Below are 13,122 nucleotides of genomic sequence, written 5' to 3'. Positions count from 1 at the left end.
TGCTACCCTTTATCATTACGAAGTGATTCAAAATAAAATACCTAAAAGTTTAATCCAGAAATCTATTTTCTTTTATTTAAAACAATAGCAAAAGTTGCTGTGAATTTTCTAGTACGTGTTTTATTTGTTAATTTAGTAGCTTACACTCAAACCATAAAACAAACGTTACTTCAACTAACAAATATTCCATATCACACTCATTATTAACTTTTTATGAAACACAATTTAAAATACTTTTTGTTTGCTATTTTTCTAATTACAGCACTTGTTTATCAAGGTTGTGAAAAAGCAACTCCAGATAATTGGAAATGGGAAACGATAACAACAAATGGAGAACCTACCGCGAGACATGAAGCTGGTTTTGTAGCTTACAAATCAAAACTATACTTAATGGGCGGTCGTAGAATCAATCCTACTTCAGAATTTGACCCGAGCACCAATACATGGACTGAAAAGTCACCTTCTCCAATTGAATTGCATCATTTTCAACCTGTAGTATATGGTGATGCAATTTATATTATTGGAGCAATGACCGGACAATGGCCAAATGAAAAGCCTGTGGATCAAATTATTATTTACTATCCTGAACGTGATGAATATGTTTATGGTGATTCTATTCCAAAACACCGAAAACGAGGTGGTGCCGGTGCTGTTGTTTATAAAGACAAGATTTACCTTGTTGGTGGTATTATTAATGGACATATGAATGGTTTTAAACCTTGGTTTGATGAATACAATCCTAAAACTAAAGAATGGAAAACGTTGACAGACGCACCTAATGCACGCGACCATTATCAAACAATGGTAATCAATGACAAACTGTATGCTTTTGCTGGTCGCACTACCTCAAGAATAACTAAAGAAGATTTTTCACTAACAGTGAACCATGGCAATACCTATAACTTTCTGACTCAAAAATGGGAACCCGTAACTAACGATACCGCAATACCCACTATGCGAGCAGGTAATTCTGCCCTTGCTTGGAATGGATCTATTGTTATAGCTGGTGGTGAAAGTATGGTACAAGAAGCGGCTCACAATCAAGTAGAAGCTTATAATACAAAAACAAAACTATGGAGTAAATGGCCGTCTTTAAATCAAGGACGACATGGCTCTGGACTTGCCGTTATTGGTGATTATGTATATACCGCTTCAGGATGTGGAAAACGCGGTGGAGAACCAGAACTGACTACCATTGAACGTTTACAACTCCCTAAGGGAAACGCAACACCATTGACTGAAATTGCTGATACGACACCTGTTTATCAACAATACAATACACTGACCATCCCTTTTGAAGGTCCTGAAACCTCCGAAACCGATGCTATAAATCCTTTTCTAAACTATCGCTTAAGTGTTGAATTTCAACATGAAGATAGCAAGCAAACCATACGAGGGTTTTACGCTGCAGATGGGGATGCTGCTGAAACGAGTGCTAAAACAGGAAAAATATGGAACGTTCGGTTTACGCCTAATAAAATTGGAAAATGGACGTACACTGCGAAACTTCATAAAGGAGATAGCATTGCGTTAACTGACGACTTAACTATTGGTGATCTTATACCAATGACGAATGCAAAAGGCAACTTTATAATTGTAAATTCTGATAAAGAAGGAGATGACTTCAGAGGAAAAGGAAGACTAGAAGCTCATAAAGGTTATTTCAAATTTCGTAACACAAATGATTATTGGTTAAAAGTAGGTACTAATAGTCCTGAAAACTTATTGGGTTATGTAGATTTTGACGATACCTATCGTATGAAATCTGAAGCTAGAGAAGGAGAGGCCGCGGCAACTGAAAACATACACACATATGCTCCACATTTAAAAGACTGGAAAACAGGTGACCCGTCATGGAAAAAGGGTAAAGGAAAGTCTCTTGTTGGAGCAATTAACTATCTGTCATCAAAAGGAATGAATTCTGCTTATTTTTTAACATTAAACATTTTAGGAGATGGTAAAGATGTATGGCCTTATGTTACTCCAGATAATTTTACTCGTTTTGACGTTAGTAAGCTAGAACAATGGGAAATCGTATTTCAACATATGCAATCTAAAGGAATAGTACTGCATATGGTTTTACAAGAAACCGAGAATGAAACCATGCTTGATCATGGAAATACTGGCCCATTACGCCAACTATATTTTAGAGAACTCATTGCCCGTTTTGGACATCACCTCGCTTTAGTTTGGAATTTAGGAGAAGAAAACGGCCCCGCTTCTTGGTCTCCTATTGGTCAAAATGATAAGCAACGAAAAGCAATGGCTACATTTTTAAAAGAAACAGACCCTTACCAACACCCCGTACTACTGCACACACATTCTGAAGATCCGTTAAGAGAAGACATTCTCAATGATATACTTGGGTTTAAAGACTTAGATGGCCTATCCTTACAACAAGCAAAACGTGAAGAGGCAAGTACTGTTGTAGAAACATGGAGAAAAAAATCAAAAGCTGCCGGTCAAGATTGGCTTATTACCATGGACGAAATTGGTATGTGGCATACGGGTGCTCTAACAGACACTCAAGACGCTAATCATTTTTCATTACGACATTATGCCCTTTGGGGAACACTGATGTCAGGTGCCGCTGGTGTTGAATGGTATTTCGGTGCTAAACAACCACACAATGACTTAACTTCTGAAGATTGGAGACAAAGAGATCATCTTTGGGAAATAACCAACCATGCAAAAGTATTTTTCAATACCTATTTACCTTATTGGGAAATGCAGCCCAAGCATAGTTTAATCAATTCAAAAGAGGCATATTGTATAAGAAAAGTGAATGAAATATATGCGGTATACCTACCAAAATTAGGCAGATATACCATTGACTTGAGAGAAGCCTCGGGTGATTTTCAAATACAATGGTATAATCCATTGACTGGAGGTCCATTACAAACAGCTTCTGTTAAATCAATCTCTGGTGGTGGAATACGCTCATTGGCAATACCTAAAGAACTTTCTGCTACTAAAAAAAACACAGATTGGGTTATTCTTCTTAGAAAAAATGTTGAAAAACAGCTGTAGCTCTTTATAGAAACACAGCGTTTTAAAACACTTTGATGGGGCTATAACTGAATTTAAAAAACACAATCACATTGAAAGAAAAGTATCTATTTACATCTGAACGACTAGGGTTTCGTAATTGGACTAAAAAGGATCTACATCAATTTGCAAAAATAAATGCCGATATAGATGTGATGGAACATTTTCCTAAACCTTTAACGGAAAAAGAAACGTCTGATTTTATAGACCGACAGCAAAAGCATTATGAAAAAAATGGTTACAATTACTTTGCAACCGAAATTATTAAAACAGGAGAATTAATTGGATTTATAGGTTTCGCCTATCAAGATTACAAAACCGATTTTACCCCTGCAACAGATATTGGTTGGCGTTTAAAAAAAAGTAGTTGGGGAAATGGATATGCAACCGAAGGAGCTATAAAATGTCTTGAGTTCGCATTTAACAAACTAAATCTAAAGAAGATCATTTCGACATGTACAGCAAAAAATTCACAATCGGAAAATGTGATGAAAAAAATAGGGATGAAAAAGATAGGAGAATTTAAGCATCCAAAATTAAAAGCATATCCGAAATATGAAAAATGTTTTTGCTATGAAATAAATAAAAGCATGTGGCAACAGAGGTTATAAGTATGTCTTTTGATATTTCAAGTACAAGAATCCAATTGAATTATTTAATTTAGTGGCGGTCGTAGCAACTTCAAGGGGGTAATCTAACTTATCTAACGCAAAAAAAATTAAAAAGTATAAAACCAAATATTTGAAAATAAGTTCTTTTTTAGGAATAGTGATTAAAGTTTTAATTCTTATTTCTTTAGTATTTATAATAACTGGCATTTTTACACATACATTTGATCTATACATATTTAGAGATAGTTTCTTTATCGGAATACCACTTCTATTTATAAGTCTTATTCTCTATTTATGTTTGAGAATTTATCTAAATTTCAAATCAGAACGCCCAACATCAAAATTGGTAATACTCTTGATTATTATAGGTGTGATTTTAATTTCAACAGCTATACTCTTTGGCAACCTTATGGAAGCCGTATCACGTTAAAATTAAATAATAAAAAAACCTAGTGTAATATTTAAAACAATGAATATCTTCAAAAAATTCAGATTACTCTTTTTAGCACTTATTATTTGTTCTTATAATACAAATGCAACATCGAACTCAACCGAAAAAAGTAACCTAAAAGAAAACCAACAGGTATCTGAGGTTTTCATTGAACGCCAAAACGAGAAACAATTTACAGATACAATCCGCATTAATTATAATGAGAACAAAACGATACTTAACATTTTAAAAGCAGTACCAGAAACTACAATGAGCAGTTGGGAATGGAGCGAAATGGATAGAAAGAAAACGGTTGATTTTATTGAGAAAAATAATTATTTAATTGATTCAACAGAAGCCTATAATAATATTAAGTATATAAAACCAAATACGATTGGAATTCAAGTTGTTGATGGGTTTTGGACATTATCAATTTATGAATTTGGGGTAAACCACTATTTTATTGTAACCAATGACAGTGTTGGAGATGGAAATGATATTCAAACCTTTAATTATATAAATAACAAACTCACACCAACCAAAATGATCAATTGGTTTAGTAAATGTGAATATGATCTGCTTCTAAAGAATTCAGATAATTGTATCGAATTAGTAAAAGAAAATGAATTGACTTACACCTACGACTTTAGCAATAAGGATATTGTTGAAATTTCCTCTTGGTTTCTAACTAAGGATAAGTCGCAACATTGTTTCAAAGGAAATACAATAAAATATAAACTCAACAAAGACACTAAAACCTTTGACATCTTTGATGTATATTGGGAAAATAAATAAAATCATCATACTAATTTTTAAAAATAAACCATCTAAACAATTATGAATAGCCGCAGAAAATTCATTTATGATATCTCAAAAGGAATGGCTTTTGTTGCCTTAGCACAATCTGGAATTTCTTGTAAAACGAAAGCGGAACCGTCCTTTAGAGACCGAATGCTTCCTGCACCTGTTGGTGGAGGCTTTGAAATGGAAAACTATTGGGTATGGGGTTCTTCCGTGATAAAAGGTGAAGATGGAAAATATCATATGTTTGCTTCTCGTTGGCCCAAAGATATTGGCTTTGGTAAATGGGTTACCAATTCGGAAATTGTTAGAGCTGTATCTGATACTCCAGTAGGTCCATATACCTTTCAAGAAGTTGTTTTACCAATACGAGGTAAAGATTATTTTGATGGTTTGGTTACCCATAATCCTAGAATAATAAAATATGGTGACTATTACCTCCTTTATTATTTTGGTACGACATACGATTTTAAAATACCTGAAACCAATGTAAATATTTGGGGAGATGATAGAGCTCGTAAAGCATGGATGAACAAAAGAATTGGTATGGCTTATTCTAAATCTGTTTTAGGTCCATGGAGACGTATGGACCAACCGGTATTAGAACCGCGACCAGGAAAATGGGATGCCACGATAACATCAAATCCCGCTCCTGTAGTTAATGAAAAAACAGGTGAAATTCTTTTGATTTACAAATCATCTACAAATGGTCCAGAACCGCCTTTATTATTAGGTGTAAGTAAAGCTGCCGGCATGCAAGGGCCTTATCTCAGAATTAAAGACGAACCTATATTTAATTTAGACACGAGTAAAACCAATGAAAATGATGTAGAAGATCCTTTTGTATGGTGGGCAGGTGATCACTATGAACTTATAATGAAAGATCGCTTTGGCCATATTTGTGGTGAAAAAGGTGGTGGAATTCATGCCTTATCAAAGGATGGTATTCATTGGGAATTTGCTCCTAATCCATTAGCGTATAGTAAAACCATTTTATGGGATAATGGGAAGACTGTTTATCAAAACCATTTTGAAAGACCTTCATTATTAATTGAAGACGGTAAGCCAACGCATCTTTTTGCAGCAACGGGTATTGGCTCAAAAGAATGGACATTTGAAAAAACTTGGAATATGGTAATTCCTTTAAAATCATAAAAGTAAATCTTACTAGGGTTTTAAAGCCATTTTGTGCAAACCTCATCATTTACACTATAAACACACTCTTTAAGCCGTAACAATTTTATGGCTCATTCCAATAATTAAAAAATAATGACCACAGTACCTGTTATAGCCTCTACCCTTTCCGCAACAGCTTTAGGCGAATTCACCATAGAACAATATGGATTAAGTAAAAATTTTAATTGTAAGTTATTTAGAACAGGGATGAATCACACGTATTTTCTTTCAGATAATGAAAATAAATATGTTCTAAGGGTTTACAGCCATAAATGGAGATCAAAATCTGAAATCAATGAAGAATTAACGCTATTAAATGTACTAAATGAAAATCATTTAAGCGTTTCAATTCCTATCCCCAATAAAAACGGAACTCTTATTCAAGAAATTAAAGCACCGGAAGGTATGCGGTATGCTGTTCTTTTTTCTTTTGCTAAAGGAGATAAAATTAGATTTATGAATGAGGAAACCTGTTACGCAATAGGTTCTCTAATGGCTAACATTCATAAAACCACTTTAAACACTACTATTGACCGTATTACCTATAATAAAAAGTCACTTATAGAATTGCCTTATCACTACTTGAAGCAGTACTTTTCTGAGCGTTTACCTGAAATGGAATACATCAAAAACATTGGTGCGTCTTTTAGAAATAAGGATTTTGAAAATTCAAAAAAGGGAATTGTGCATTTGGATATATGGTATGATAATATGGCCATTACCAAAACTAAAGAAATTACAATCTTCGACTTTGACTTTTGCGGAAATGGATCGCAAATTTTAGATATTGCTTATTTCTGTAATCAGTTATTTAATATAGAATCTGACAAAAAAATGTACGAAATAAAAATGCAACATTTTTTAGAAGGCTACCATAAAATAAATCCCTTATCAAATAATGAGCTTACATTAATTCCAAAAGCAGGGTTGGCTATATTCGTATTTTATTTGGGTGTTCAAAGTCAAAGGTTTGATTGGTCAAATATTTTTCTCTCTGAAAATTACCTAAAAATGTATACAAACAGAATGAAATCTTGGACAGCATATAACGACTCTAATAAAATCGTTTTAAATAATTCTCAGATTTAATTGTAGGAAGAATTTAAGGTATTGAGAAAGCTCAACTATCCGCTTCATTTTCGGTTCTAATACTGCAATCAAAACTATCACAAATTTAAATTATGTAATTCTTAATCATAAAAAAAGCCACTTCAACTGAAGTGGCTTCTTATTGTAATTATTTACTATTGTATGTTACTGACAACAAATTAATTGTCAATAGACCCCATAACACGTTTCATAAATGAATTTAATGCTTCTTTTTTGGGAGTACCTTCTTTAATCATTTTATTTACTTCTAAAGCACCATACATATTAGAGATAATTTCTCCTATAACATCAAGTTCTTCATCTTTTAATGAAGGCACCTCTGTTAAGTGCTCTAAAGTTTCGATAGTTTCGACTAAAAAGTCTTCATCATTGTCTTCAATGAATTGGGACAAATGCTTAATTACTGGTAACTTCATCTACTAATTCTTTTAACACATCTAACTTATTAGTCTGTGTTTGATTAACAAAAGTGCCATTTTTAAAAGTAGCAAATGTTGGTAGATTATCTACCGTTGCTAATTTTCTAGATTCCGGAAATTTTTCAGCATCAGCAATTACAAAAGTAATATTTTCTAATTCAGAGGCCAATTTCTTAACCTTTGGTTTCATAATTCTACAATTACCACACCATGTGGCAGAATACTGTACAACAACGGTTTCATTGCTGTTCACTATTTCTTGTAAGTTATCTTCACTTAACTCTTGAACCATAATTATATATTTTAAATTACAAACTCTAAATTTCAATAAATTTAAAATTTAGAGTTTGATATATTACTAATTAGTGAGAAGCTAAATATTCAGCAGTTCCTTTTGCATTTGCTTGCATAGCTTCTTTACCTTCTTCCCAGTTTGCAGGACAAACTTCTCCTTTTTCTTGAACATGAGTTAAAGCATCAACAATACGTAAGTATTCATTCACGTTTCTACCAATTGGCATATTGTTTATACTCTCGTGTTGTACCACACCATCTTCATCAATAACGTAAGTTGCTCTATAGGTTACATTATCACCTTCAACCTGAACAGTTCCTGTAGCTTCATCATACGTTTCATTGGTAATATCTAAAATACCTAAGATACTAGATAAATTGCGGTTACTATCTGCTAATATCGGATAAGTAACACCTTCTATACCTCCATTATCTTTTGGTGTATTTAACCATGCAAAATGCACTTCTGGTGTATCACAAGATGCACCAATTACAATTGTATTTCTCTTTTCAAATTCAGCCAAAGCTCCTTGAAATGCGTGTAATTCAGTTGGACATACAAATGTGAAATCTTTTGGGTACCAAAACAACAATACTTTTTTGTTGTTATTTTTTGCTTCTTCGAATACATTTACTTTAAATGTATCGCCCATTTCATTCATTGCGTCTACATTTAAATCTGGAAATTTTTTACCTACTAATGTCATTTTTTTATTGTTTTAAGCGTTATTTTCTAAGTACAAATATAACATGCAAAAAACTCAAAACATAGAGATGATTATGCAATTTTTTTATACGATTATAAAATTTACTTATAGTAATAAAATTACTATACTATTTACTTATAATCGCAATTTTGAATAAAACAATAAAGAGATAATTCTATTTGCTTGCAAACAACTTTACATCATCTTCAGACACTTCGGTATTACCTAAAATGATTAAGCGTTCCACCACATTACGTAGTTCGCGTATATTTCCGGTCCAATCGTATTCTTGCAGTTTTTTTATGGCCTTATCAGAAAATGACTTTTTAGCAGTTCCTTGTTCATTTGCTATTTTTTCAGCGAAGAAATTTATCAATAGAGGGATGTCTTCACGCCTGTCGTTTAAAGCAGGTACTTTAATTAATATCACAGCCAATCTATGATATAAATCTTCCCTGAAATTACCTTCAGATATTTCTTTTTTCAAATTTTTGTTAGTCGCTGCCACAACACGAACATTGACTTTTATATCTTTGTCACTACCTACTCTACTAATTTTATTTTCTTGTAAGGCTCGCAACACTTTAGCTTGAGCTGACAGGCTCATATCACCAATTTCATCTAAGAAGATAGTACCACCATTTGCAGCTTCAAACTTACCTGCTCTGTCTTTATTTGCCCCGGTAAATGACCCTTTTACATGCCCAAACAATTCACTTTCTATTAACTCTGATGGAATTGCAGCACAGTTTACTTCTACCATAGGCGATTTAGAGCGTTCACTTTTTTCGTGCAACCAATGAGCTACCAACTCTTTTCCTGTTCCGTTTGGACCTGTAATTAACACTCTAGCATCAGTAACGGCAACTTTTTCTATAATTCCTTTAATATGTGAAATAGCATCGCTATCACCCACCATTTCATAATTTTTACTGACTTTTTTCTTTAATTTTTTATTTTCTACAACTAAACTCTTCTTATCTAAGGCATTCCGTACAGCATTCAACAATCTATTTAAATCTGGTGGCTTAGAAATATAATCAAATGCTCCCAAACGCATGGTTTGTACAGCGGTGTCTAAATCACCGTGCCCCGAAATCATTAGCATTGGTATTTCAGGTTTTATTTTTTGCGTTTTTTCCAAAACCTCTACCCCATCCATTTTTGGCATTTTAATATCACATAACACCAAATCATAATCATTATTCTTGATCATTTCCATACCCACAAGACCGTCTTCAGCCTCTTCAACTTCGTACGTTGCGTTTTCTTCAGAAATAATCTTTTTTAATACTCTGCGGATAGCCGCTTCATCTTCAATAACTAATATTTTTGGCATTTTCTATGAATTATAGGTCGTAGGACCAATGTTTATTATTTTATAATTTTAAGTGCAATTATTGTTCCATCTTTTATTTTTCAGCATCTGTATTGTAAATATGCACATCTCTTTGTGGAAATGGAATGGTAACATTATTTTCACGAAACAGTCTGTCTATTTCAAATCGGATATCACTTTTTGGAATACGTACATTAAAACTGTCATTAATTGAAAAAGCAACTCTAAAATCTAAAGAACTTTCTCCAAAATTCAGAAATAAAACTTTGGGCTCTGGTTCTTTTAATATTGCAGGGTGGGTTTTTACTGCTTTTAGAAGTAAAGACTCAACCAATTTAACATCACTACCGTAGGCAACACCAACATCAACAACTTCTCGAGTTTCGATACCATTTGCAGTCCAATTATACAAACTATTGGTTAGATATAAATGATTTGGGATCACTAATACTTTATTATCCACAGTAACCGCTCTGGTGGTTCTTAGTTTTATTTCTTCCACCCTACCTACTTTTCCATCCAATTCAATAATATCACCCACATGCACAGATTGATCTACCAATATAAATACTCCAGAGATGATATCTTGAAATAAGGTTTGTAATGCCAAACCAATACCAATTAATAAAGCCGCTGAAGCCGTGAAAAGAGCCGTTACATTTACACCAATATTATCGAAAGTAATGATTAAGATGATTAAATAAATAAACCAGCGTCCAAAAGAAAATAAGGAAACGAACTTTACTTGATCTTGTTTCGGTAGTTTTCGAGTAACTAATTTCCGTATCCATTTTAAAACAAATGATGTAGCAATAAGAGCAATTATTACAATTAACAACCCTTTATAGGTAATAGCTATTGAGTCAGAAAATCTGATTGGTCTATTTAGAAGGTTAATTATATCGTACATAAATTAAATTGACACTGTTAATACTTTAACCACTTATATATTTCTTTATAGCTTGGCTTTTTACCATACATTAAAATACCCACTCTATAAATTTTAGCTGCAAATAGTACGGTGATATAAAATGTTCCAAACAATATTAAAACCGACAATAATTGTTGCCAAATAGGTACACCAAAAGGAATACGCATTAACATAACTACTGGTGATGTAAACGGAATGTAAGAAAAAACTTGTGACACCATTCCATGTGGATTTTCAATTACGGTAAAAAAACCGACATAAATTGCCAACATTAGAGGCATAATAATAGGCAACATAAATTGTTGTGTATCTGTTTCATTATCTACTGCTGCCCCAATTGCCGCATAAAGTGAAGCATATAATAAATATCCTCCTATAAAAAATAGAATAAACATTATAATAAGGTTAGCTAATGGCATATTGTAAATCTCTTGAAATATAGTCGCTGCCATTTGCTGAGCCTCATCATTTTGCGATGCCTGTTTCATCATTTCCGCCTGTTGTTGTGCCATTGGTCCTTGAGATGCTTCCACTCCGAAAAAAGCAGAAACACCAATCATCAAAGCACCTCCAATTATTATCCAAACTGTAAATTGAGTTAAACCCGCCAAAGTAGTTCCAAATATTTTACCTAATAATAATTTTATTGGTTTTACAGAGGAAATTATTATTTCAATAATTCGACTCGTTTTTTCTTCAATCACACTTCGCATAATCATGTTTCCATAAATAATGATAAACATAAATAACAAATACCCTGCGGCCCCTCCAAATATCAATTTCATGTAGCTACCCGCCTTTGATGTCTTTTCCCCATCAAAAGTTTCTAAATTGGCTCTTACTTTTATATTTAATTTACTTACGAGAACTGGATCTAAACCCGATTCTTTTAGTTTAATAGCTCTGGCTTCTTCTTCAATTTTATCTTCAATACCATTCATTACTCCAACAGAAGGTGATTCTTCGGAATAAAATTTAATTTTATTGGCAATGGCATCTACATTTTCAGCAGGCGGTATATATAACAACCCATAATTTTCAGCTTTTCTCACTAATTGTTTAGCGTCTTCTAAGCTTAAACCTGTTAAAATATCATATTTGGTATGCTCAGTATTTTCAAACTCATTGGCAAATAAATTACTTTCATCTAGAACTGAAATTGTCCGAACTCCATCATTATTCAATTGTGTTAAAAAACCAATTAAAGCGAAAATGCCCACCATAATAAGGGGACTTAAAAAAGTCATGATGATAAATGACTTATTTTTAACTTTATTAAGATATTCTCTTTTTGTAATTAGAGATAAATGATTCATATTAATTATTTTGAACAGTTTGAATAAAAATATCATTTACACTTGGAATTACCTCAACAAAATGAGTAAGTTCTCCTTTCGAAGTCAAATGCTGTATGAGTTGATTCACAGGTAGTTTATCGTCAATTTTGATATTGAATTGCAATTCGTCATTTAAGGTTTTAAATGTAGCATTTGACAACTCAAAATTCTCTTTCAAGTTCTGAGTTACTTCTGCTTTATTATCAGTAATCAAGCCTACCTCATACATGTTGTTTTTGTATTGACGCTTTATGTCAATTAACTTGCCTTCCAAAATTTTATTTGATTTGTGTATCAGAGCAATATCATCACAAAGTTCTTCTACAGATTCCATACGGTGTGTAGAAAAAATTACGGTAGCACCTTCTTCTCTTAGTTTTAGAATTTCATCTTTAATAAGGTTTGCATTAATAGGATCAAAACCACTAAAAGGTTCATCAAATATTAATAATTTTGGCTGATGAAGTACAGTTACTATAAACTGTATTTTTTGAGCCATCCCCTTAGATAGTTCTTGAATTTTCTTATTCCACCAATCGCCAATTTCAAACTTATCAAACCAATATTTTAATCTTGCCTTGGCTTCTGATTCCGACAATCCTTTTAATTGTGCCAAATAAAGAGCCTGCTCCCCTACTTTCATAGATTTATATAATCCACGTTCTTCAGGCAGATAACCAATATCTTTAATATGATCTTGTTTTAAAGGTTCACCGTCCAAAGTTATCAACCCTTCATCAGGCATCGTAATCTGATTGATAATTCTAATTAATGTTGTTTTACCTGCTCCGTTTGGACCCAAAAGTCCAAAAATGCTTCCCTTAGAAACATTTATAGAAACATTATTTAAAGCCTTATAATCGCCGTAATTTTTAACTATATTTTCAGCAACGAGGATATCACTCATATTTTAATTTTA

12 protein-coding genes are annotated in these 13,122 nt (G+C 32.9%); 5 read left to right on the top strand and 7 right to left on the bottom strand.

The features are described from left to right. Positions 1-213 precede the first annotated feature (213 nt). The 5 genes from FF125_RS05410 (at position 214) to FF125_RS05390 (ending at position 7,155) form a co-directional block, all read left to right on the top strand. On the top strand, positions 214-3,030 hold the full coding sequence (locus FF125_RS05410) for a Kelch repeat-containing protein (protein ID WP_138948820.1): 2,817 nt from the start codon (positions 214-216) through the stop codon (positions 3,028-3,030). A gap of 71 nt (positions 3,031-3,101) precedes the next feature. Next, positions 3,102-3,659: a GNAT family N-acetyltransferase gene (locus FF125_RS05405; protein ID WP_138948819.1), complete on the top strand. Its 558-nt coding sequence runs from the start codon at positions 3,102-3,104 to the stop codon at positions 3,657-3,659. 469 nt (positions 3,660-4,128) lie between these two features. Then, positions 4,129-4,884, top strand: coding sequence for a hypothetical protein (locus FF125_RS05400; protein ID WP_138948818.1), 756 nt, complete (start codon positions 4,129-4,131; stop codon positions 4,882-4,884). A gap of 42 nt (positions 4,885-4,926) precedes the next feature. Beyond that, complete coding sequence (locus FF125_RS05395) at positions 4,927-6,045, top strand: glycoside hydrolase family protein (RefSeq protein WP_175418873.1); 1,119 nt, start codon at positions 4,927-4,929, stop codon at positions 6,043-6,045. A 114-nt stretch (positions 6,046-6,159) separates the two neighbouring features. After that, complete coding sequence (locus tag FF125_RS05390; protein ID WP_138948817.1) at positions 6,160-7,155, top strand: phosphotransferase; 996 nt, start codon at positions 6,160-6,162, stop codon at positions 7,153-7,155. Positions 7,156-7,334: 179 nt separating this feature from the next. Here FF125_RS05390 and FF125_RS05385 read toward each other — a convergent pair whose 3' ends face one another. The 7 genes from FF125_RS05385 to FF125_RS05355 form a co-directional block, all read right to left on the bottom strand. After that, positions 7,335-7,592, bottom strand: a complete 258-nt coding sequence (locus FF125_RS05385) for a DUF6952 family protein (RefSeq protein WP_117884581.1) — start codon at positions 7,590-7,592, stop codon at positions 7,335-7,337. Next, positions 7,573-7,887 carry a thioredoxin family protein gene (locus FF125_RS05380; protein WP_138948816.1) on the bottom strand — a complete coding sequence of 105 codons (315 nt, stop codon included), beginning with the start codon at positions 7,885-7,887 and terminating at the stop codon, positions 7,573-7,575. Before FF125_RS05380 ends, FF125_RS05385 begins: the two co-directional genes overlap by 20 nt. Positions 7,888-7,957: 70 nt before the next feature. Continuing rightward, positions 7,958-8,596, bottom strand: a complete 639-nt coding sequence (locus tag FF125_RS05375; RefSeq protein ID WP_138948815.1) for a peroxiredoxin — start codon at positions 8,594-8,596, stop codon at positions 7,958-7,960. 175 nt (positions 8,597-8,771) lie between these two features. After that, complete coding sequence (locus FF125_RS05370; protein WP_138948814.1) at positions 8,772-9,935, bottom strand: sigma-54-dependent transcriptional regulator; 1,164 nt, start codon at positions 9,933-9,935, stop codon at positions 8,772-8,774. 73 nt (positions 9,936-10,008) lie between these two features. Further along, positions 10,009-10,845, bottom strand: a complete 837-nt coding sequence (locus FF125_RS05365) for a mechanosensitive ion channel family protein (protein WP_138948813.1) — start codon at positions 10,843-10,845, stop codon at positions 10,009-10,011. A 17-nt stretch (positions 10,846-10,862) separates the two neighbouring features. Continuing rightward, positions 10,863-12,182 (bottom strand): ABC transporter permease, encoded by a 1,320-nt coding sequence (locus tag FF125_RS05360; RefSeq protein ID WP_138948812.1) that lies wholly within the window; start codon positions 12,180-12,182, stop codon positions 10,863-10,865. 1 nt (position 12,183) lies between these two features. Further along, entirely contained in the window at positions 12,184-13,110 is a 927-nt protein-coding gene (locus tag FF125_RS05355) for an ABC transporter ATP-binding protein (protein WP_138948811.1), read from the bottom strand. Between the last annotated feature and the right edge of the window lie 12 nt (positions 13,111-13,122).

Origin of the sequence: Aureibaculum algae (assembly GCF_006065315.1) — a bacterium.
Taxonomy (GTDB): Bacteria; Bacteroidota; Bacteroidia; order Flavobacteriales; family Flavobacteriaceae; genus Aureibaculum; species Aureibaculum algae.
The sequence above is the reverse complement of the archived record's forward strand: the minus strand, read 5'-3'. Positions and strand labels throughout refer to the sequence as shown.